Genomic DNA, 21,536 nt, shown 5'->3' with positions numbered 1-21,536 from the left:
AAATGGTAATGCCAGGAGACAACGCAACATTCAAGATCACACTTCAAAAGCCAATCGCTCTAGAAGAAGGTCTAAGATTCGCTGTTCGTGAAGGTGGTAGAACAGTAGCATCAGGAGTTGTTTCTAAGATAGTTAAATAGTCCCACCATATATAAAGGTTACGGATATATTCGTAATTTCTGAGATAAGGAATGGCCGAGTCCAGAAATTTTATAAGAAGAAGTATAACTTCTTTAATATGACACCTTGAATAACTAAAAAATAATTTAAATAAGCGGGCCTGTGCTCGCTTTTTTATTTAGGAGAATCTATGATTAAGAAAAAAATTTTTCTTCCATTCTTACTCACTTTAGTATTAATACTTACTTCTTGCGGATCTTCATCAAAAGTTAAAGATGAAAATCCTACAGAAGAAGTAAAGATTGAAGAAAGTAAAAAAATAAGCAAAAAAACTAAGCCTGAAAAAAAGCCAATAGGTGAACCATATGAAATAGGTGTTACCCCTGATGATTACAATATGGATTATGACACCTCTAGACTTTTATCTCTAGAAGATAAAAAAAGTAAGTATTATCCAAAAGATGGGGTAAGGGGCTTATATTTCAACACAGGATCAATAAATATTCCTGAAGTATATGAAGGCATAATGGGAATGATAGAAGAAAGTAACCTAAATGCTGTAGTAATAGATGTCAAAGATGACTGGGGAAATATAACCGTAGATTTTGATACCGACAATGAAGATATACAGTATGCAAATACAAAGCTTATAAATGCTAAAACCTTAATAGATGATCTTCATTCAAGAGGCATATATGTAATTGGTAGAATTACAACCTTCAAAGACTCAATTATAACCAAAATTCACCCAGAATGGGGCTTTACGAAAGCAGATGGTAGCCTTTGGGCAAATGGTCACCAAGAAGCCTTTATGAATCCATTTTTAAGAGAAGTGCAGGATTATAATATTCATATCGCAGAGCTTGCAGCAGAAGCTGGATTTGATGAAATACAATTTGACTATGTAAGGTTTGCAGAAGGTTTTGAAACATTTGGAGATAGCTTAGATTACTCTAGAGGTGAATATGATAAAGAAAATATGGATGAAGGAGATAAGAGGGTTGCGGCTATTACTAACTTTGTAAGAAGAGCTAGAGAAAGTATACAAGCTTACGGCATACCAATATCTGTAGACGTGTTTGGATATGCTCTACAAGCTGGAAGAGCAAGTGGTATTGGTCAAGATTTCTCTGAAATATCAAATCAGGCTGATATAATGTCATCTATGATATATCCATCCCACTGGGGTCCATATTCATTTGAAATTGAAAAACCTGACTTGGAGCCTTATGAACTAGTTAAAAGATATCTAAAGGAAGAACAAAAAATATTCTCAAAACTCGAGCACAAACCTCAATCCCGTCCATGGATACAAGATTTTACCGCTTCTTGGATAGGAGAGGGAAATTGGATGGAATATGATGCTGATGCTGTACAGGCTCAGATAGATGCGATTTATGAATCAGGTCAAAATGAATATTTGATATGGAATGCAACAAATAAATATTCCAAGGGGGTTGATTATTAAAAAGAGGCTTAGGCCTCTTTTTTAATATAAAAATAAGACTAGTAAACTAGTCTTATAGTCTGTGTTTCTTTCTAAATTGTGAAGGAGTTTCTCCAACTTTTTTCTTAAAAACTTGGTTGAAATAGGACTGAGAATTAAAACCCACTATGGCAGATACTTCTTCCATGGTGTGGTTGGTTGATATAAGAATATTTTTTGAAACTTCAATTCTCTTTAAAATTAAATACTCAATTGGAGTGATTCTATATGATTGCTTAAATTCAGAAATAAGGTGGAACTTATTCATATAAGCCATAGCAGATAGGTCTTCTAATTTGATATCTTCGTGGTAATTAGCATCCATATAAGATTTAATATAGTCAATTTGTCTATTGACTCTCTTATCGTGCTTAACAACTATTTTTTTTCTATATTTTCTGAGTAAATTAATTACTAAAGCACAAGCTAATGAAGAAGCCATAGACCTTGCAAATAAATCGCTTCCCTTATACTCTCTAATTATATCGCTAAATAGTCCTTCAAATTGCAAGGATTTATTTTTATTATCAACGTGGAAATAATTGATATCCATACTTTCATCATTTTTAAGTCCAGCAATTGAAATGCTTTCAATTCCGAAGCCAATAAGCTTGCATGAGCTAATACTTTTATCCACATATAAGGTATGTCCGATATTAGGATTTATTATTACAAGATCACCAGCATTAAAATCTATTACTTCACTTTCTATAGAAAGTTTGCCATATCCTTCAGCTAGATAATAAAAATATGTAAAAGGATGAAACTGAATCCTACTAGCTGCATTTTTGGCAAGAGAATTCTCTTGGGCATCTAATATTCTTATATCAATATTATTTGTTGAATTATCATTTTGTAATAATGGTTGATTGTTATCCATCTTAAACCTCTAATCTTTGATGCAAATTTTATAGAAATTGCGTAAAACACTTCTAAAGTATTAATATTATACTATATTTTTTAGGGATATTTAACAATTTTCATTTCAAAAACCATCACGATTTTAGAAAAAATTAAAATATAAATCATAAAATTTTATAAAAGCCAATTTCTTTAAAATGCTGAAAAAGATAAATTGATATAAAAGCTAATAAAAGTATAGTTTGAATAGGTGATAAGATGAGATTAATATCAGATGATATGGCAAATCAAATAAAGGAAAGTTCAGATATTATAGATATAATTGGCGAATATGTCGACTTAAAAAGAGCGGGCTCCTCCTATAAGGGATTATGTCCATTTCATAACGAGAAAACCCCATCATTTACAGTTGACAAGAAGAAACAATTATTTCACTGTTTCGGATGTGGAGCAGGAGGGGATGTTGTTTCTTTTATAATGCAAAAAGAAGGCCTATCATATCCAGAAAGCTTGGAATTTTTAGCCAATAGAGCAGGAATAAATTTAATTTATCAAAATAACCCTGGGGAAAATAAATATAAAAATCACCTATATGATATCAATAAAGATATAATGATGTTTTTTTATAAAAATTTATTAACCAATAAAGCTCCTCAAGATTATTTAATAAAGAGGGGATTAAGAAGCAATATAGTTAATACCTTTATGCTTGGCTATGCTAAAGATTCTTGGAATGATTTGCTAAATTATGCAAAGTCAAAGGGCTATAAGGAAGAGGACCTCCTATCTTTAGGCTTAATAGCAAAGTCTAAAAATGGCAATTATTATGATAAGTATAGGAATAGAGTGATTTATCCTATAATTGATATTTATGGTAGAGTGATAGGTTTTGGTGGTAGGGCAATAGATGATGCCATGCCAAAATATCTAAATTCTCCAGAATCTGAGATATTTAAAAAAAGATATAATTTATATGCTTTAAATAATTTCAAAAAGCAAAATAAAAGAGATTTAATCTTAGTTGAAGGCTATATGGATGTTATAGCTCTCAACAATTGGGGTATAGATATAGCTGTAGCAAGCCTTGGTACAGCTTTTACACTAGATCAGGCAAAACTTGCGAAAAGATATGCTGATAATATCTATGTTTGCTATGATTCTGATGGAGCAGGAATAAAAGCTACTCAAAGAGCTATAGATATTTTTAACCAAGCAGATATAAGCGTAAATATAATTGAGCTTGGAGAGGGACTAGATCCTGATGATTTTGTAAGAAAATATGGCAAAGAAGCCTTTATCGATAAAATGGATAAGGCCTTAGACCAATATAATTATAGGTATAATCAGATATTAGATTCTTACTCACAAGCAAGTGACAATGAAAAGTTTGATAAGCTAAATTTATTTATAGAATTTCTTGCAAGCATCAAGCAGGATCTTACACGTGAAATTTTTATTAATAACGTATCAAAGCTATTTGACATTGAAAAATCAACTTTAAAAGAGGCTATTACAAAGTATAATAATAAACAAAATAGAACAAACTTCTTTAATAATAAACCGATTGATAAAAAGGTAATAGTTAAGGAAGAGAAGTTAGATTTTAATCAATATGAATTAGAAATTTTAAGGCTTATTTTTATGCAGCCTGATGATTATAAAGAAGAGTCTGAATATTTTGATAAATTTTTAAAAAATCAAAAATTAATTGATTTTAAAGATTTTTTGATTAATAAAGAACCTAGTAAATTTGACAAGAATGATAAGGATTTTAAATTTATTCTAGCTTATGTTATGAATGATAAGAATCCTATCTTAGTAAATGAGTTAAAAGATAAGATTAGCCTGTATGAAAGGCTCCAAAAGATAAAGAAATTAAGAGAAACTGGGCCTACAATTAGTAAGGGGAGAAATGATGACCAGCGATGATAATAAATTGCTCGAAGATGAAGTTCTAAAAGAAATTGTTGAAGAATTTATCTCGATAAGCGAATCCCAAGATGGGGTAATAACATTTAGTCAGATAAATGAATTCGATGATTTTAATGATTTAGAAATTGAAAATCAAAAGTTTATAATAGAAAAAATTACATCTTCAGGAATAGAAATCGTGGAAAAGTCTGAGACTGAGTTAGACAAAGAGGAAGAAGTTGAAGAAGAAATTGACGATGATGAAGATGAAGATATCGATGAAGAAGAGATTGAAAAGGAAATAGATAAGTCTGTAGATGATTTGGCTGGCCTTAAGCTTGATGATCCCGTAAAAATGTATCTAAAGGAAATTGGTAAAGTAAATCTCTTAACAGCAACCGAAGAAATTATTTTATCAAGAAGGATGGAAGCTGGAGAAATAGCCAGAAAAGCTTTAAATGGTAATAAATTTAACAAGCAAAATAAGACTAAACTTGCCAATGATGTATTTTTTGGTGATTTAGCTAAGATATTAACCAATGCCAGTGATAAGCTATCTATAGGCCAAGAAATAGATGCGGAAACAATCGAAGACTTAGATGGTTTGGTCAATATGGGTCGCTTGTTTAACCAAGTTATGACAGATGACCTTGATAAGGACCAGCTTGAGCAGCTTAATGCGAAAATTTTGATATGCAATATAGCCCAACAATCAGTTAATGATGATGACTTAAGCAAGAGGGAAGCAAATATCTTATGTGACCTTTTTGATTCCTTTGACCATATGTTAAAAATCATCGAAAATTCTGAAGTTGTAAATTTGGTGTACCAATCATTTAATGATTTACTTAAAAAAGCAGCCAACAAGGACTTCATTAAGACAAATGATCAGATGGTAATAGATAATCTAATAAAAATATCTGAACTTGCTGGTCGCCTTGAAAATAAAGATAAGTTAAATGATGATGAATCATCATTTTTAGTCTACATGATAAATAAAAGAGATTTTGCTCTTAAAATGTTAAACAATGAAGAATTTACAAGCCAAGAGATAAGAGAATTAAAAAATCAGATAATAAAGTCACAAAGGGCTAAGGAAAAACTAGCTGAAACAAACTTAAGGCTAGTCGTATCCATAGCTAAAAAATACGTAGGCCGTGGCATGAACTTCTTAGATTTAATTCAAGAAGGAAATATGGGTCTTATGAAGGCAGTCGATAAATATGACTACAACAGGGGTTTTAAGTTTTCAACCTATGCCACTTGGTGGATTAGACAGGCTATTACCCGTGCTATAGCAGACCAAGCTAGAACAATAAGGATACCGGTTCACATGGTAGAAACTATAAATAAGCTTGTAAGAATTCAAAGGCAATTGGTGCAGGATTTGGGACGTGATCCATCAAATGAAGAAATAGCTGAAGCAATGGGCATAGAAGTAGATAAGGTATCAGAGATTAGAAAGATTGCCCAAGAACCGGTAAGTCTTGAAACACCAATCGGTGAAGAAGATGACAGCCACTTGGGAGATTTTATAGAAGATGATAGTGCGATAGATCCAGGCGAGGCAGCAAATTATTCAATGTTAAGAGAACAACTAAATGAAGTTCTCTCATGCCTGGGTGCTCGTGAGAAAAGAGTCCTACAATTAAGATTTGGCTTGATTGATGGTACTCCACGTACCCTAGAAGAAGTTGGCAAAGAATTTGATGTAACTCGTGAAAGAATTAGACAGATAGAAGCAAAGGCTCTTAGGAAATTAAAATCTCCTAATAAGAGCGAACTATTGAAAGACTTTTTATAAAATGGAAGATAAGAAAAGATTATTAGATATAGTTAAAATACTAGATAAAAATAAAAAAGTCATAGATGTAGGAACCGATCATGGATTGGTTCCTTTATATTTGGCAAAAAATAATATATCAAAAGATATAATAGCAACAGACATCTCAAAACCATCTCTGCAGAAGCTTATAGATAGGTTAGATGATAATACATCAAAGATAATAAAAACTATCCATACAGATGGTTTTAAGGGCCTAAAAAGCGAACCTAATCAGGTAGCAATTATTGCTGGTATGGGTGCAAACACAATTATTGATATAATAAATGATAGTTTAGATTTTGTAAGAAATTTAGATTATCTCATTATAGAATCAAATATTAATACAAGTTTACTTAGAGAATATCTAATGGAAAATGATTTTGATATTGAATTAGACTTTTTAACCTATGAAAAAAGAAAATTTTACGATATTTTAAAGGTTAAAGATAAGAAAACAAGATATTTGTCATTTGAAGAGTACTATTACGGTTTTACAGATATTGAAAATAAGAGCAAACTTCTTTTAGAAAAGCTAAAAATAGACAAGGATAAAAATAATAATTTCCTTAATCATATAAAAGAAAATTCTGATGATAAAAAAGCTATTAAAAAAATTGAAGACAGGTTAGAAGCGATAAGAAAGGTGGAAGAAAGGTGCAAATAAAAGATTTAATTAGCAAATTAGAAGAAAAGTATCCTTTTTATTTACAAGAAGAATGGGACAATTCTGGACTTCAAATAGGAAATCCTGAAGATGAATTAAGAGGAGTCGTCTTATCCTTAGATTTAGAAGAGGAAAGTATAGACTTAGCTATTGAAAAGAGAGCGAATTTAATAATTACTCATCATCCTTACTTATTTTCACCAACTAAATCCATTGATTTTAGGAATAGTTTCTATAATAGATTAGAAAAAGCGATTAAAAATGACATCACAATTTTCGCCTTCCATACTAATCTTGATATAGCAGAGGGTGGAGTAAATGATAATCTTGGAGAGATAATTGGCTTAAAAGATATGAAAAGCTTAGAGCAAGGTAAAGAACTTGGCCTTGGAAGGTACGGTAATATTGAAAAAATAAATGCTAAAGATTTTCTTAGTCAAGTAAAAGAAAAGTTGCAAGCCAATGAAATTATTTGCTATGGAGATGTTAACAAAGAAATAGAAAAGGTAGGAATATGTGGTGGTGCAGGTGCCTCCTTATTAGATGATGTTATAAGCCTAAATTGCGACTTATTTATAAGCGGAGACATAAAGTATCATGAAGGTATGGATTATGCAAATAAGGGCCTAATTATTGCCGATTTAGGACATTTTGCAAGTGAGAACCATATAATATATAAATTAGAAAAAGAAATAAAGACATTAATAGGAGATGAAGTTTTTACCTTTTCAAAAACAGACTCATTTAGAACCTTTATTTGAAATTTTTAAAAATAAAGATAAAATACAATACGGAGTAAATTAGATAATCGCGGGGCTTAGGCCACGAGGAAAGTCCGTGCACCATAGAGCAAGGATGCTTGATAACGTCAAGTAGGAGTGATCTTCAGGCAAGTGCAACAGAAAGTATACCGCCAAAATTTGGTAAGGTTGGAATGGCGAGGTAAGAGCTCACCAGCTGTCCTAGTGATAGGCAGGCTATGTAAACCCCATCCGGTGCAAGAACAAAAGGACGCAAAAGGGCTTGCTCGGTCCTGTCCGCAAAATGGTAGTTCGCTTGAGCTTACTAGCAATAGTAAGCCTAGATAGATGATTATCCACGACAGAACACGGCTTACAGATTTACTCTTTACATAATTACTACAGAATTGGTTACAAAAAACAAAAGAGCTGTAGGAAAAAATTACACTTTAACCGGTTACATTTTATAAATATTGGGTAATTTTGGAATAATTCTCAATAAGTATAAAAAAATCCTTATAAAGTGTAATTTTTTTGTAACTAATTATTGACACTTTTGTAAAAAAGATATAAGATATAGTCAGATTTCAAAATAAAACAATAGATTTAACAATTCATAACAATTATGGAGGAGTTATTAATAATGAATAAGAAAAACATAGGTGCGGCGCTTTCAGTTATAGCTGCATCAGCTGCTGTAGCAACAGCATACGCTACAACAGTTACAGATTTACAAAATGATAAACATACAAATTCTTTAATATCTGAGGAAAACAAAGAAGTTGAAAGCTCATCTTCTTTCGTAAAAAGCGATTATACTAAAGAAGTAAAAAATACAAAAATTGCCGGCCAAAAGAGAAATACAGCTAAGGCTAGCAAAGAAATAAAAGAAAACATACTAATTGAGAAAACTGCTCAAAATTTAGTTAAGCCACAAATTATTAAAGCTGAAAAAATAGCTGAAGAAAAAGCAAATCAAGAAGCAGCTAAAGAAATTGTAAGCTATGACGATAAAGATGAAAATGGTGTAGTTAAATATGATGACTCAGACCTTGACCAAGTAATAGTAGATAATTCTAAAGCTAGCGAAAAAGTAGTAGAATATGATGATTCTGCTATAGAAGAAGATGTCGCAGAAAGCCCAGCTAAAGAAGTAGTTACATATCAAGATGATAACGATGTGGAAACTAAAGAAGAAGCGGTAGAAGCACAGTCAACAAAACAAGAAGTTAAGGCTCCAGTCTTAGAAGATAAATTTGTAAATACAAATAGTTTAAATATAAGAACAAGCAAAGATGCTAGTAACAACTCAAATATCCTTAGATCAATCAAGGCTGGGGATAAGCTAGTAGGTTATGTAGATGGTGAATGGTTTGTAACAAATGAAGGTTATGTAAACCTAGCTTACCTATCAAACGCATATCCAAGTGCTCTAGTTGAACAAATAAAAGCAGAAGAAGCAAAAGTTGCAGAAGAGGCAAGAAAAGCTGAAGAAGCAAGAAAGGCTGAAGAAGCTAAGAAAGCAGAAGAGGCCAAAGCTCAAGAATCTGCTCAAAAAGCACAAGCACCAGTAGTTAGAGAAGCAATCTCAAATGCTGAAGAAGCTGTAGCAGTAGAATCAACACAAAATACTCCACAAGTTAACCAGAACGCTCAATCAGCAGCAGGAATAGCTAGTCAATACGTTGGGTCTGCTTATGTTTGGGGTTCATCAGATCCAAGTGTAGGTTTTGATTGCTCAGGGCTAACATCTTATGCTTATAGACAAATAGGGGTAAGCTTACCTCACAGCTCACAAGCCCAATTTAACAATGGATATGCAGTAGAATTAGGCAACCTAAAGGCAGGAGACTTAGTATTCTTCTCATTTGGTGGAGGATCTATTGATCACGTTGGAATTGTAACAGGATCAGATGGTACTTTCGTACACGCATCTACTCCAGAAACAGGCGTTAGAGTTGATAATTTATTCAACGGATCATACCAAAGAGCATACAGAGGAGCTAGAAGAATATTCTAGAAAAAATATAAGCATCCAGAAGCAAGAGCTTTTGGATGTTTTTTCATGGAGAAAAATGAATTTATTAAATACTAAAAATTTAAGAGATGGACTTCTTAATAAACTAAAAAATAATAATTTTAAAAATAAAATCCTACTATTAAGTAAAAATCCAAATAAGGAAGCTGTATTTTATAAAAACGTAATAACCAAAAGATGTGAAGAGTTTGGAATTTCTTACGAGGAAAAAGAATTTGATGGAGAAAAGAATCACGAAATAATTTCCTTTATAAATTCTTTTGACAAAGCGGATGGCTTTATCATTTTAGCACCTTTTGGCTCAGGTGAAGATTTGACATATTTAAAAGAATCGATCAAAATTAGAGACTTAGATGGTTTTACATTCAAATCCTTAGGCAAGTCTATGGAAGGATGGATAGATTTTCTTCCTGCCACATCAAGAGCTATTGTTAAATTTTTAGAAAATCAACAAATAGATTATAGGGGAAAAAATATAACAATTGCTAATAGGACAAGTGTAATAGGAAAACCACTATCTATGTATTTAGCAAGTAGGGGTGCAAATGTAAGTGTGATAAATAGCTCTTGTCAAAATCCTAAGAGTTTTATCAAAAACTCTGATATTTTTATATCAGCAATAGGTAAGGCAACTTATTATGATAAAACTTATTTTAAAGATAATGGCCTTATAATAGATGTTGGAACTTCGTATATAAATGGTAAGATAGTAGGAGATGTAGACGTAGAGTCTATAAGTGAAATGAATGTCGATTACCTAGGAAGCAAAAGTGGTATAGGCGCGATTACCACGCTTACCTTGTTGGAGGGAATGATAGATAATGCCAATAGTAAATAATGAAAATGATTTAAAAAGATATAATGAGTTTGTAAGAAATAGTCCTTACGCTAGACCAATGCAAGATACAGATTGGTCAAAAATTAAAAACAACTGGACAAATGATTATGTATACATAGAAGAAAATAAGCAGATAATTGCTGCAATGTCTGTGATAGGAATCAAAAATACAAACGGTAAACACTTCTTATATGCTCCTAGAGGGCCAGTATGTGATTTTAGGGATACAAAGCTAGTTGAACAATTAATAAAGGAAGCAGAGCCTTTAAAGGACAAATACGATGCCTTTCTTTTAAGAATGGACCCAGAGTTAGTCTTTGATGAGAAATTAGTCTATGATTATAGGAAATTAGGTTATGATTTTAGAAGTGTGGGTCTTGATACTCATTCATTCACCCAACCAAGATACAATATGATAATAGATTTAACTTGTCATAATGAAGATGAAATATTTGAAAGCTTTTCATCAAAGGGAAGGTACAACGTTAGAAAATCAATAAGAGCAGGGATAAAGACAGTTATAAAAACTGACGAAGAAGGCTTAGATATATTCTATGAACTTACAAAAATAATGGCGGAAAGACAAGAAATTGGCCATAGACCAAAAGATTATTACCAAAGGCTAATAGAATATTTAGATGCAAAAATATTTATATCATATTTTGAAGATAAGTCTCTTTCAGCATCCTTATTAATTCCTTATGGAAATAAGGTTTATTACCTATATGCAGCAAGCTCAAACGAGCTCCGCAACAAGATGCCAAACTATAATATGATTTGGGAAGAAATAAAATGGTGTCTAGAAAAAGGTTATGATTATCTAGATCTAGGTGGTACCTTTAGTCTAGATTCAAAAGATGGCCTATATAGGTTTAAGCAATCCTTCTGCTATCCTGATAAGTATTCTAACTTTATAGGTGAATTAGATGTTGTCTATGATAGAGAAAAATACGAAGAATTTTTAATTACAAAATAGAAAAACTCCTCAATGAGAGGAGTTTTTTATGGTTATTATTTACTTAATTGTTTAGCAACCCTAACAGCTTCCTCATATTCAGGAAGATCGGTATTTTGCTCTAAGTATTGGACATATTTTATTGTATTATCCTTATCAACTACAAATACGGACCTATTTAAAAGTTTTAATTCTTCAATTAAGGTTCCGTATTTACTTGAAAAATCTCTTGTATTATAGTCTGAAACAAACTTAATTTGGTCAGCTTTCTTATTTTTCTTAAATCTTATTTGGGCAAAAGGTAAGTCATTTGATACTGTTAGGATTATAACATTATCTGGTAAAAACTCAGTTGCTTTTTGAAACATCTTTGTTTGAAGTTCACATACATCCGTATCAAGAGAAGGGACAACAGAAATTATTTTGATTTTTCCATCTTCTTCATCATAAAAATTATAAGGGCTTAGGTCCATCTTATTGGCAACAAAATCAGGCGCCTTATCTCCAACTTTTAGTTCTTCACCTAATACAGTTATATCTACAGTACCGAATTTTCCTCTTCTTGTCATAAAATTCTCCTTCATTTATTCATCCTATTAGCAATATTGTATTACAAGAGCATAAATTATCAATGATTTTAAAATATTAATCTTTAAGTTATTGTAAATAAGGCAAAGATGGAGTATAATTAGCTAGTATGAATTAATAAGGAGGCAAAATGGCTAATTTAGTTTTACAAGCAGAAAAAAGAGAAGCTACTGGTAAAAATAAAGTTAACAAACTTAGAAGTAATGAACTTATACCAGGAGTAGTTTATGCCAAAAATCAAGAAAATGTAAATGTTCAATTCGAAGCTAGAGAATTTGATAAAGTTCTTAGACAAGCTGGAACATCTACAATTATAACACTAGATGTCAATGGAGAAGGTAAAGAAGTACTTATCAAGGATTTCCAAACTCATCCATACAAAAACCAATTTTTACATGTAGATTTTCAGGCTATAGACCAAAATCAAGCAATCAGAGTTACTGTTCCAGTTAACCTAATCGGTAGAGATGACCTAAATGCTGATGCGGGAGTACTAGTACAAAATATAGATGTAGTAGAAGTAGAATGTCTACCAAAATACATCCCACAAACAGCAGATGTTGAAATCAAAGACCTACAAATTGGTGAAAACAAAACAGTTGCTGATCTTGACATCTTCAAAGATGAAAATATCAATGTACTTGCTGATGCAGAAGAAGTTATCTGCTCACTACAAGAAGTATCTGAAGAAGAAATCATTGACGATGAAGAAGAAGCAGCAGATGCAGCTGATGTACCAACAGTTGATGAAACTGAAGAATCTGAAGATAACGAATAATATTTAAAGCCATTGCTCTTTATTATAGACAATGGTTTTTTTTATTTGGAAATTTTAAAGAAAAAATACTCCTAGACTTATTTTAGGAAAATATAGTATAATGGATATATGAGCGGAAAATTTATAGTATTTGAAGGACCAGATGGGTCTGGAAAAACAACCATATTAGAAAAAGTTAAGACGATATTAGAAAATGACTCTCATCCTGTAAGCTTCTATAGGGAGCCAGGTGGAACACCCATTTCTGAAAAAATCAGATCAATAATAATTGACAATGAAAATTCCGAGATGTCAGCAAAGACTGAAGCTCTCCTATTTGCAGCAAGTCGTGCCCAGCTTGTAGAAGAACGAATCAAACCTGATTTAAAAGCAGGAAAAATTGTAATTTGTGATAGATTTGTATTAAGTTCTTTATTATATCAGGGATTAGGAAGAAATTTGGGTATAGATAAGATAAAGGATATAAATGATTTTGCGACAGAAGGTCTAAAGGCTGACATAAACATATTTTTCAATATTGACTATAAGACAGCTTTAGAAAGAAAAAGAGCCAATTTTTCTGCAGATAGACTAGAAAACGAAGATTTTTCATTTCACAGAAAGATTTTTGATGGATATATGCAAATGGCTGATTTCTATAAAGATGAAATAGTAAAGGTGGATGCTAGAAAGTCTATAGAAGATTTAACAGAAGATGTAATCAAAATTATTTATGGCTTATTGGAGGAATAAAATGAAATTATTAGTAGCTATAGTACAAGATGCAGACGTTAATTTTTTAATCGATGCCCTAACAGATGAAGGTTATAGGATAACAAAGCTTTCAACAACAGGTGGATTTTTAAAAAAAGGCAACACTACCCTCTTAATAGGTGTGGAAGAAGTTAAATTAGACGAAGCACTTGGAATAATAGAAAAGAATTGTAAGAAAAGAAATACCACTACAACAATAATAAATCCTACAGGTGAAAGCTCACTAATAAGCACAACAGTACCTATAGAAATAAGTGTAGGTGGGGCAACAGTATTTATAATTGATGTTGAAAAATATGTACAAATATGACCATATTAGAAAGGCAATTAGCAAATAATAATTTATCTAATGCCTACATAATAGAAGGAGAGGATGTAGGATATAATTTAAAGTACTCCCTAGATTTTGCAAAGGAAGTATTTGATTCTTACGATGTAAAGTCAAGTATAAATTCTGACTTATCAGTAATAGATAAGGAAATAATAGACATATCTACAATTAGGACGCTAATAAAAGATATGGTAATTAGACCTACAAATGGGAAAATCAAAATTTATATAATCCATAATGCTCAAAATTTGAGGATTGAGGCAGCAAACGCCATGCTAAAAAGTCTTGAAGAGCTTAAGGATTATATACTTATAATTTTCACAACAGATAATAGCGGGAAATTACTTCAAACTATAAGGTCAAGATGTCAAATAATTAGTATATCTAATGGAAATTATAAAAACGATATTGATTTTGAGAGACTTTCCGATATAATTAGAGAGATTTATGAGGGAAATCTCTCCTTTTATTATAAAGAGAGAGATTATTTATTAGCCTATAAGGATAAAAAAGATGAATTAATATCATCAATCCTTGAAATTTATAAAGGATTAATTGATTTAAAATATAAAAGTAAAAAGCCATACAGATCAAGCTATGCATATAATCTAGAAAAACTTAGCCAAATGGATTTAAATGTTATAGAAAGATTAATCAGTAAGCTTGAAGAAATACAAATTGCTTATAGGAATAATATTAATTTTGAATTAAGTATAGAAAATATATTTTTTAATATATATAGAGAAGGCAGGAAAGATAAATGAATGTAGTTGGAATAAGATTTAAAAATGCTGGCAAAATATATTATTTTAAGGCCAATGATTTAAACCTTTGTTTTAAAGATAAGGTGATAGTTGAAAGCTCAAATGGTCTAGAACTAGCAGAAGTAGCACTTGCAAATATAGATATTGACAAAGATAAGTTTGACAAAGACTTATCAAGTGTAATAAGAAAGGCAAGCTCCAGAGATTTAGAGATAGATGAATCAAATAAAGAAGAAGCCCAAGAAGCAATGGAGCTTGCAAAAGAAAAAGTAAGAGACCATCAGCTAGATATGAAAATTGTAGAAGGTGAATACAGCTTTGATAAAAGCAAAATTACTTTTTATTTTACATCAGAAAACAGGGTAGACTTTAGAGCTCTTGTAAAAGATTTAGCGTCAATATTTAAGAATAGAATTGAGTTAAGACAAATCGGTGTTAGGGATCATGCTAAGCTTAAAGATTTTCATGGCTCATGTGGACAAAAAACTTGCTGCTCTCGTTTTATGACAGAGTTTAATCCTTTATCAATAAAGATGGCCAAAGACCAAGGAATAACCCTAGATCCAAATAAGATATCTGGAGTATGTGGTAGACTTATGTGCTGCTTAGACTTTGAGGAGGATAATTATCTAAAAGCAAAAAAAGAGCATCCTAAAAAGGGCCATAAAGTTTCTACTGTAGATGGAGTAGGTACGGTGGTAGATAATGATTACATTAGAGGTTTGTGTAAGGTTAGGTTAAACCTTGATGAAAGCGATGAGGAAATAGAAGAATTTTATAGGATAGAAGATATAAGCAAAGACAGATGATAATAATTATCATTATGAATAATTAATCAGATTTCTAGAATATTTTAATAAAATTTCATGTTTTACTTGACATATTATGAATATTATTGTATACTAATCATATAATAAACATAGGAGGAAATTATGGCATACAGAATAGATGAAAATACTTGTATTTCTTGTGGTTCATGCGAAGGTGAATGCCCAGTAGGAGCAATCTCTCAAGGCGATGCTGCTTTTGAAATTGATGCAGATGCTTGTATAGATTGTGGTTCATGCTCAGCAGTTTGCCCAGTAGAAGCAATCGACCAAGAATAATTTCATAGTACATAAAGAATAAGAGACCCCTTTGGGGGTCTTTTTATATGCAAAATATAATTCTCAAATAATTCTTGTTTGTAGTAGATTAAGATAATACTTGAGTAAAGCAAAAATTAAGGTATTATCTATAGAAAATATCTTAGTCGAAAAAATATTTTTGATGATTAATATTAAGATAATTTATTTGTAAATTTAAAACTTAAATAATTATATTCAAGGAGTAAGAAGTGAAAAGAGTAGTAGGACTTGCTATACTAGGATATGGTACAGTTGGCCAGGGGATAGTAAAGCTAATTAGAGAAAAACAAGATTCAATTAAATTCTATACTAATGCAGAAATTGAAATAAAAAAAGTTTTGGTTAGAAAAGTTAGAGATTCTTATGGAGTTGATATTGATAAAAATTTACTTACAACAGACTTTGATGAAATAATAAATGATTCATCTATAGATATAGTTGTCGAAGTTACATCATCAGTTGATCAAGCTAAGGATATGATGCTTAAGGCTATGAAAAATGGCAAGCATGTAGTATCGGCAAACAAGGCTGCTATTAGTAAATATTTTCCTGAATTAAATGACCTTGCTAGGGATATGAATCTTCACTTCCTTCACGAAGCGGCAGTTGCTGGAGGGATTCCAGTTTTAAAACCCCTTGGGGACCTTGTAATGGAAAATGAAATCACTAGGGTTAGGGGGATTTTAAATGGTACATGCAATTATATTCTATCTAAGATGACTGAAGAAGGACTTGATTATAGCGATGTCTTAAAAGAAGCTCAAGATTTAGGATATGCTGAAGCTGACCCAAGTGCAGATGTTGAAGGTTTTGATACCCATAGAAAGTTAAGAATTCTATCTACAATGGCTTTTAGGCAAGAAGTCAGTGAGGATGATATACTCGTAGATGGTATTTCTAAAATTACAGCAGATGATATTAGAATTCTTAAAGATAATGGCAGGACTATAAAACTAATAGGTGATGCCTATATTGAAGCTAACAAGATTAAGGCCTGTGTTGCCCCGGTAGGAGTATATTCAGACTCATATTTTGCATCTGTAAGAGGTGCCTTTAACTCTGTTACTGTCTTTGGTGATATGGTAGGAGAACTTAAATTTTATGGCCAAGGTGCAGGCATGCTTCCTACAGCCAATGCTATCATAAATGACATAATAGATATTATTTTTGATAGACAATCCAAGGTAAGACTTGGCGAAGGTCTAAATAGAAAGATAGATAGCAGTGATATAAGGGCTGATTTTTATCTAAGATATGACAGAAATCTTGTAAATTTAGATGATTTTGATGAAGAAGTTATCGATGATAAATTAAAGGCAAGTCTAATAAGGGATGCAAAATATGTTGATTTAAAGGAAAGACTAGATGCTGATCCTAATTCTCTTATAGTTAGACTTGAAGGTAGGAATTACTAATGAAATACGTATCCACAAGAACAGACAGATGCCAAATAAATCCAAGCCAAGCTATAATTAAGTCTATAGCAGATGATGGTGGCCTGTTTGTGCCAATGAATTTTCCTTCCTTAGGAGACTTATCTAAGCTTATTGATTTAGATTATAGAGAACTTGCTAGCTACATTTTAAAGATGTATTTTGATGATTTAGGAGATAAGCTAAATATCATTGTAAAAAAGGCTTATAATCAAAAATTCCCAGAGGAAGTTGTAAAGATTAAAGAAACAAATGCCTTTATAATGGAGCTATACCATGGTATAACTCATGCTTTTAAGGATATGGCCCTATCAATACTTCCTTTTTTACTTAAGGCTTCATTAGAAGTAAATGGAGATGATAAGAAAGTTTTAATCCTTGTTGCCACATCTGGAGATACAGGAAAGGCAGCCCTAGAAGGATTTAAGGATGTAGATGGGGTAAGGGCAATGGTCTTTTATCCAAAAGATGGGGTATCAGCCATTCAAAAGCTACAAATGATAAGTCAAGAAGGGGAAAACCTAAATGTTTTTGCTATAAAAGGAAATTTCGACAATGCCCAAACAGCAGTAAAAGATGCTTTTAATGACAAGGAATTTAATAAAAAAATCCTAGAAAAAGGCTATGAATTATCATCGGCAAATTCTATAAATATAGGTAGGCTCATCCCACAGGTTGTTTACTATGTTTACACCTATCTAAGACTAGTACAAAATAAAAAAATAAAACTTGGTGAAAAGGTAAATATTGCTGTGCCTACAGGCAATTTCGGAAATGTTCTAGCTGCTTTTTATGCAAAAAACATGGGGCTTCCGGTTAATAAATTGATCATAGCTTCAAATGATAATAAAATCTTAACAGATTTTTTCGAAACTGGGTCTTATGATTCAAATAGAAAGTTGATTTTAACATCATCTCCATCTATGGATATATTGATTTCTTCAAATCTTGAAAGACTATTATATCACCTATCTGATGGGAACTATGAAAAAGTAGCCCATGCAATGGATGCTTTAAACAAGGATAAAATTTATTTTTGGGATAAGAGCTATGATGATTTAATCTATGCAAACTTTGCAGGCGAAGAAGATGTAAAAGATGCAATAAAAAATACTTACGATTCCTACAAATATTTAATAGACCCCCACACAGCTGTTGCTGTAAGTGTTTATGAAAAATATAAAAAAGAAACAGGCGATGATACAAAAACAATAATAGCATCAACAGCCAATCCTCTTAAGTTTCCTGACAAGGTTTTAAATTCCCTAGGAATTGATGGAGGAGATGATGATTTTGAGAAGCTTGAAAAAATAGGAGACCTTATGGCTAAGGAAGTTCCTGAAAATCTATCAGCCTTGAAGAATATGGAAGTAATCCATAAGGATATAATCGATCCATCTAAACTAAAAGAAGAAGTTTTGAGGAAATTAAAATGAAGGAATTTATAATCAAGGTACCTGCAACAAGTGCAAATGTAGGTTGTGGCTTTGATAGTTACGGTCTATCACTTAATCTTTTTAATACTTTTATTTTTAAGCAAAGTGATAAATTTAGAGATGATAACCTAGTTATAGATGCCTATAAATATACTTTTTCTTACCTAGGAAAGGAAGCTATTCCTATAGAGGTAGAAATAGATGGGCTAGTGCCAATGACAAGGGGGCTTGGGTCTTCATCTACTTGTATCGTTGCAGGAATTTATGCTGCTCTTTATATCTTAGAAGGAAAAATTGATAAGAATCTAGCCCTTGATATTGCAGTAGAGATAGAAGGCCATCCAGACAATGTAGGACCTGCAATATTTGGAGGACTTTTGCTTTGTGTAAGGGATGGGGAGAGAGTTTATCATAAAAAAATAATACCAAATAAAAATCTTGAATTAATCGGTCTAATTCCTGACTTTAAGCTAAGGACAGAAGATTCCAGAAATGTGATATCTGATAAACTTCTACTAAAAGATGCTATAAATAATATACAAAGAGCGGCTGTTCTTGGCCTTGCCCTAAAAGATTTAGACAAGGATTTAATAAAAATTTGTCTAGATGATAAAATCCACCAGCCATATAGGAAATCCTTAATAAAAGGCTATGATAAAATATATAATAAATCATTAGAGCTTGGAGCACTAGGTGTTTACTTAAGTGGAGCAGGTCCTACAATGATGCTAATAGCAGATAAGAGAGATGATATTTTTGATGATATCAAAAAAAATATGGTAAGTGATTTTTCAACTTGGCAGGTAAAAAAACTTAAAATTGACCCAGAAGGGGCATATATAGAAAATTTATAAAAAAGGCTAGCTTTAAATAGCTAGCCTTTGTAGATGGAGCTAGAAACAGGACTTGAACCTGCAACTTCCGGTTTACGATACCGTTACTCTACCATTGAGTTATTCTAGCATAAATACATTTTACTAGTATTTTTTTATTTCGTCTATATAATATATAGTGTTAGAATTAAATAATTAGAATGGAGCAAAAATGGACTATTCAATAATTTTAGAGCAAATTTACAATTTTATAATAAATAATCAATTTATAGGATTTGCAATAGGAGCTTTTCTTGTCCTAATCATTCTATATATTGCATCAAAGACCTTTAGAAAAAGCGGCTTATTTTTACTGACAACAAGCTTTTTAATCGATTTGAGTATAAGGAGTTTGCCATTTGATATATATAACAACTACCCTTATGTTTTCAATATTGTGATAGGCCTTTACATAGCAGCTTTCATAGATTTTTTGATAAGAGTTTTGTTAATTTTAATTAAGCTTAAAAAGAAAGAAAAGCGTGAAGATTCATCCCTAAAGAATTTTGTGAAATTTACTGGGATAAGACCTTTTTTACTCATGCTTATCGTAAATCTTGTTAATTTTAATAATGTCTTACCTAAAAACATTATAAATCTTTTAACAAGTCTTTCTTTTTTGTATATGGTTTTTAAGACCTTATATTCGACTTATCAATATCTGAGCCAAAAAGAAAATATAGTTATAGACGACCAGATGGATTTTTCGGATATAGATGCTTATTTATCATCAGATAATAAAAATTCTAAGAAGCGCCATAGAAGAGTGCTTAAAAATAAAAGTAGTATAGAAGAGGCAAAAGAGAAAATAGATTCAAAAGGGCCTATTCCTATGTCAAATTTCAAAAAGAAATTAAAAGCTGATGAACCCATAGAAAAAATTGAAAAAGATCTCTCTAATACCGATATAATTAATTTGATGGCTAGTTCAAACAACTTAGTAACTACAATGACTCTAACAGATTTGAATACAAAAAAAACAATCTCTTACAAGAGTGAGAAAGCAAAATTTAATTTATTAGAAGATGACTCCTACAGGGTGGATTTAGAATTTGAAGTTATAAATGATTATGACTATGGAAGATTTATGGATATTCTTTTAGCCTATGATGAAGATAGGGAAAGGTATAAATTCGAGTTAAGTATAGATGATAACAAATCAAGAGAGCTAAAGATGGTTTTCTTTGATCCAAGTCATATTGATAAAGTAAATGAGAAAGATCATAGCTTAGCTGGTAAAACTATATCTTTAATTTTTCCGAAATATAAGATAAACTTCATTAAAGGAAACTACCAATGATAAACAGAGAAGAACTATTAAAATCATGGAAATCTGATAGGAGATTTCTAAGTACAAGTGCTTTAAAGGTAATAGCATCTACAGCCATGCTTCTAAGTCACCTAGCACAATCATTTTTACTATATGGTTTAGGATATATTAAACTTGCAGATACTTTCATGCTAATAGGGAGAATCGCCATGCCAATATTTTCCTTTCTATTAGTCCAAGGGATTATACTAACAAGTGATATTAAAAAATACTTGGCTAGGTTATTAATTTTTGCCTTTATTTCAGAAATTTTTTATGACCTAGCCTTTACAGGAACGGTTTTTGACTTTTCAAGGCAAAATGTATTTTTCACCTTATTTTTGGCTGGAACCATGCTTTATATATGGCAAATAGCTGAAGAAATGGATACTTTCAAGAAAATATTACTTATTTGTTTGTCATTTATAAGTGTATCATTAATAGCTATTGCCATAAAAGCTGACTATACTTATAAGGTAATCACAGCTATTGGTCTATTATATTTTGCAAGAAATAGTAAAATAATGACAGGCCTTGCGATTTTATTGTCATTTGCCTTTTCGCGATTCACTAGAGGCTATGCGGTTTATATTCCTTACATGGTTTATTTATCTATACCACTCATATTTTTATATAACGGACAAAAAGGTAAATCTAGCAAGTGGGGATTTTATATATTTTATCCAGCGCATTTATTAATTATATAT

Annotated in this window: 21 protein-coding genes, 1 tRNA gene, 1 other RNA gene and 1 pseudogene; 21 read left to right on the top strand and 3 right to left on the bottom strand. The window is 31.4% G+C overall.

Annotated elements, in window-relative coordinates:
* A pseudogene (gene tuf, locus NH288_RS09665) lies at window positions 1-140 on the top strand (elongation factor Tu); the annotation flags it as partial.
* A 170-nt stretch (window positions 141-310) separates the two neighbouring features.
* Window positions 311-1,588, top strand: coding sequence for a putative glycoside hydrolase (locus tag NH288_RS09660; protein ID WP_265214958.1), 1,278 nt, complete (start codon window positions 311-313; stop codon window positions 1,586-1,588).
* Window positions 1,589-1,640: 52 nt separating this feature from the next.
* Here NH288_RS09660 and NH288_RS09655 read toward each other — a convergent pair whose 3' ends face one another.
* On the bottom strand, window positions 1,641-2,486 hold the full coding sequence (locus NH288_RS09655; protein WP_106460581.1) for an AraC family transcriptional regulator: 846 nt from the start codon (window positions 2,484-2,486) through the stop codon (window positions 1,641-1,643).
* Window positions 2,487-2,725: 239 nt separating this feature from the next.
* Here NH288_RS09655 and dnaG point away from each other — a divergent pair, with 239 nt between their 5' ends.
* The 8 genes from dnaG to NH288_RS09615 all read left to right on the top strand — a co-directional run bounded on the left by dnaG (window position 2,726) and on the right by NH288_RS09615 (window position 11,459).
* Window positions 2,726-4,396: a DNA primase gene (gene dnaG / locus NH288_RS09650; RefSeq protein WP_106460580.1), complete on the top strand. Its 1,671-nt coding sequence runs from the start codon at window positions 2,726-2,728 to the stop codon at window positions 4,394-4,396.
* Window positions 4,383-6,182 (top strand): RNA polymerase sigma factor RpoD, encoded by a 1,800-nt coding sequence (rpoD, locus tag NH288_RS09645; RefSeq protein ID WP_106460579.1) that lies wholly within the window; start codon window positions 4,383-4,385, stop codon window positions 6,180-6,182. The genes dnaG and rpoD overlap by 14 nt, the downstream gene beginning before the upstream one ends.
* Before the next feature lies 1 nt (window position 6,183).
* Entirely contained in the window at window positions 6,184-6,867 is a 684-nt protein-coding gene (locus NH288_RS09640; protein ID WP_106460578.1) for a tRNA (adenine(22)-N(1))-methyltransferase, read from the top strand.
* Window positions 6,858-7,628: a Nif3-like dinuclear metal center hexameric protein gene (locus NH288_RS09635; protein WP_265214954.1), complete on the top strand. Its 771-nt coding sequence runs from the start codon at window positions 6,858-6,860 to the stop codon at window positions 7,626-7,628. The genes NH288_RS09640 and NH288_RS09635 overlap by 10 nt, the downstream gene beginning before the upstream one ends.
* Before the next feature lie 31 nt (window positions 7,629-7,659).
* Window positions 7,660-7,999: RNase P RNA component class A (gene rnpB / locus NH288_RS09630), an RNA gene on the top strand.
* Window positions 8,000-8,250: 251 nt separating this feature from the next.
* Entirely contained in the window at window positions 8,251-9,627 is a 1,377-nt protein-coding gene (locus tag NH288_RS09625) for an NlpC/P60 family protein (RefSeq protein WP_265214952.1), read from the top strand.
* Window positions 9,628-9,682: 55 nt separating this feature from the next.
* On the top strand, window positions 9,683-10,483 hold the full coding sequence (locus tag NH288_RS09620; RefSeq protein ID WP_265214950.1) for a bifunctional 5,10-methylenetetrahydrofolate dehydrogenase/5,10-methenyltetrahydrofolate cyclohydrolase: 801 nt from the start codon (window positions 9,683-9,685) through the stop codon (window positions 10,481-10,483).
* On the top strand, window positions 10,467-11,459 hold the full coding sequence (locus NH288_RS09615) for a lipid II:glycine glycyltransferase FemX (protein ID WP_265214949.1): 993 nt from the start codon (window positions 10,467-10,469) through the stop codon (window positions 11,457-11,459). Before NH288_RS09620 ends, NH288_RS09615 begins: the two co-directional genes overlap by 17 nt.
* A gap of 35 nt (window positions 11,460-11,494) precedes the next feature.
* On the opposite strand, the gene tpx is transcribed toward NH288_RS09615, so the two are convergent.
* Complete coding sequence (gene tpx, locus NH288_RS09610; RefSeq protein WP_265214947.1) at window positions 11,495-12,007, bottom strand: thiol peroxidase; 513 nt, start codon at window positions 12,005-12,007, stop codon at window positions 11,495-11,497.
* A gap of 149 nt (window positions 12,008-12,156) precedes the next feature.
* Here tpx and NH288_RS09605 point away from each other — a divergent pair, with 149 nt between their 5' ends.
* The 9 genes from NH288_RS09605 to thrB all read left to right on the top strand — a co-directional run bounded on the left by NH288_RS09605 (window position 12,157) and on the right by thrB (window position 19,502).
* Complete coding sequence (locus NH288_RS09605; RefSeq protein WP_106460572.1) at window positions 12,157-12,804, top strand: 50S ribosomal protein L25; 648 nt, start codon at window positions 12,157-12,159, stop codon at window positions 12,802-12,804.
* A 108-nt stretch (window positions 12,805-12,912) separates the two neighbouring features.
* Complete coding sequence (gene tmk / locus NH288_RS09600; protein ID WP_265214943.1) at window positions 12,913-13,536, top strand: dTMP kinase; 624 nt, start codon at window positions 12,913-12,915, stop codon at window positions 13,534-13,536.
* Between the two features lies 1 nt (window position 13,537).
* Complete coding sequence (locus NH288_RS09595; RefSeq protein WP_106460570.1) at window positions 13,538-13,867, top strand: cyclic-di-AMP receptor; 330 nt, start codon at window positions 13,538-13,540, stop codon at window positions 13,865-13,867.
* Window positions 13,864-14,652: a DNA polymerase III subunit delta gene (locus NH288_RS09590; RefSeq protein WP_106460569.1), complete on the top strand. Its 789-nt coding sequence runs from the start codon at window positions 13,864-13,866 to the stop codon at window positions 14,650-14,652. Before NH288_RS09595 ends, NH288_RS09590 begins: the two co-directional genes overlap by 4 nt.
* The gene (locus NH288_RS09585) at window positions 14,649-15,461 is read left to right on the top strand and encodes a stage 0 sporulation family protein (protein ID WP_106460568.1); all 813 of its coding nucleotides are present in this window, start codon (window positions 14,649-14,651) and stop codon (window positions 15,459-15,461) included. Before NH288_RS09590 ends, NH288_RS09585 begins: the two co-directional genes overlap by 4 nt.
* 123 nt (window positions 15,462-15,584) lie before the next feature.
* Entirely contained in the window at window positions 15,585-15,758 is a 174-nt protein-coding gene (locus NH288_RS09580; RefSeq protein ID WP_106460567.1) for an indolepyruvate ferredoxin oxidoreductase subunit alpha, read from the top strand.
* A 230-nt stretch (window positions 15,759-15,988) separates the two neighbouring features.
* Window positions 15,989-17,194 (top strand): homoserine dehydrogenase, encoded by a 1,206-nt coding sequence (locus tag NH288_RS09575; RefSeq protein WP_265214940.1) that lies wholly within the window; start codon window positions 15,989-15,991, stop codon window positions 17,192-17,194.
* The gene (gene thrC, locus NH288_RS09570; RefSeq protein ID WP_265214938.1) at window positions 17,194-18,648 is read left to right on the top strand and encodes a threonine synthase; all 1,455 of its coding nucleotides are present in this window, start codon (window positions 17,194-17,196) and stop codon (window positions 18,646-18,648) included. Before NH288_RS09575 ends, thrC begins: the two co-directional genes overlap by 1 nt.
* Entirely contained in the window at window positions 18,645-19,502 is an 858-nt protein-coding gene (thrB, locus tag NH288_RS09565; protein WP_265214936.1) for a homoserine kinase, read from the top strand. The genes thrC and thrB overlap by 4 nt, the downstream gene beginning before the upstream one ends.
* A gap of 34 nt (window positions 19,503-19,536) precedes the next feature.
* On the opposite strand, the gene NH288_RS09560 is transcribed toward thrB, so the two are convergent.
* Window positions 19,537-19,611: transfer RNA gene (locus tag NH288_RS09560), tRNA-Thr, on the bottom strand.
* An 81-nt stretch (window positions 19,612-19,692) separates the two neighbouring features.
* Between NH288_RS09560 and NH288_RS09555 the strand changes: the two genes are divergently transcribed.
* Window positions 19,693-20,820: a hypothetical protein gene (locus tag NH288_RS09555; RefSeq protein WP_106460563.1), complete on the top strand. Its 1,128-nt coding sequence runs from the start codon at window positions 19,693-19,695 to the stop codon at window positions 20,818-20,820.
* Window positions 20,817-21,536, top strand: a 720-nt coding sequence (locus tag NH288_RS09550; protein ID WP_265214934.1) for a conjugal transfer protein TraX, incomplete at its 3' end; no start/stop codon positions are given. The genes NH288_RS09555 and NH288_RS09550, both read left to right, overlap by 4 nt.

It is taken from the genome of Anaerococcus sp. NML200537, from assembly GCF_026131715.1.
Classification (GTDB): Bacteria; Bacillota; Clostridia; order Tissierellales; family Peptoniphilaceae; genus Anaerococcus; species Anaerococcus kampingae.
Note: the sequence above shows the minus strand (reverse complement) of the source record. Positions and strands in the feature narration are given on the sequence as shown.

Excerpts from the sequence above, each read along its gene's own strand:
- NH288_RS09655 (WP_106460581.1), bottom strand. The coding sequence starts at position 2,486 with ATGGATAACAATCAACCATTATTACAAAATGATAATTCAACAAATAAT.
- tpx (WP_265214947.1), bottom strand. The coding sequence starts at position 12,007 with ATGACAAGAAGAGGAAAATTCGGTACTGTAGATATAACTGTATTAGGT.
- thrC (WP_265214938.1), top strand. The coding sequence starts at position 17,194 with ATGAAATACGTATCCACAAGAACAGACAGATGCCAAATAAATCCAAGC.
- NH288_RS09590 (WP_106460569.1), top strand. The coding sequence starts at position 13,864 with ATGACCATATTAGAAAGGCAATTAGCAAATAATAATTTATCTAATGCC.
- NH288_RS09555 (WP_106460563.1), top strand. The coding sequence starts at position 19,693 with ATGGACTATTCAATAATTTTAGAGCAAATTTACAATTTTATAATAAAT.
- thrB (WP_265214936.1), top strand. The coding sequence starts at position 18,645 with ATGAAGGAATTTATAATCAAGGTACCTGCAACAAGTGCAAATGTAGGT.
- NH288_RS09640 (WP_106460578.1), top strand. The coding sequence starts at position 6,184 with ATGGAAGATAAGAAAAGATTATTAGATATAGTTAAAATACTAGATAAA.
- NH288_RS09585 (WP_106460568.1), top strand. The coding sequence starts at position 14,649 with ATGAATGTAGTTGGAATAAGATTTAAAAATGCTGGCAAAATATATTAT.
- NH288_RS09660 (WP_265214958.1), top strand. The coding sequence starts at position 311 with ATGATTAAGAAAAAAATTTTTCTTCCATTCTTACTCACTTTAGTATTA.
- NH288_RS09620 (WP_265214950.1), top strand. The coding sequence starts at position 9,683 with ATGAATTTATTAAATACTAAAAATTTAAGAGATGGACTTCTTAATAAA.
- NH288_RS09625 (WP_265214952.1), top strand. The coding sequence starts at position 8,251 with ATGAATAAGAAAAACATAGGTGCGGCGCTTTCAGTTATAGCTGCATCA.
- NH288_RS09605 (WP_106460572.1), top strand. The coding sequence starts at position 12,157 with ATGGCTAATTTAGTTTTACAAGCAGAAAAAAGAGAAGCTACTGGTAAA.
- NH288_RS09615 (WP_265214949.1), top strand. The coding sequence starts at position 10,467 with ATGCCAATAGTAAATAATGAAAATGATTTAAAAAGATATAATGAGTTT.
- rpoD (WP_106460579.1), top strand. The coding sequence starts at position 4,383 with ATGACCAGCGATGATAATAAATTGCTCGAAGATGAAGTTCTAAAAGAA.
- tmk (WP_265214943.1), top strand. The coding sequence starts at position 12,913 with ATGAGCGGAAAATTTATAGTATTTGAAGGACCAGATGGGTCTGGAAAA.
- dnaG (WP_106460580.1), top strand. The coding sequence starts at position 2,726 with ATGAGATTAATATCAGATGATATGGCAAATCAAATAAAGGAAAGTTCA.
- NH288_RS09595 (WP_106460570.1), top strand. The coding sequence starts at position 13,538 with ATGAAATTATTAGTAGCTATAGTACAAGATGCAGACGTTAATTTTTTA.
- NH288_RS09580 (WP_106460567.1), top strand. The coding sequence starts at position 15,585 with ATGGCATACAGAATAGATGAAAATACTTGTATTTCTTGTGGTTCATGC.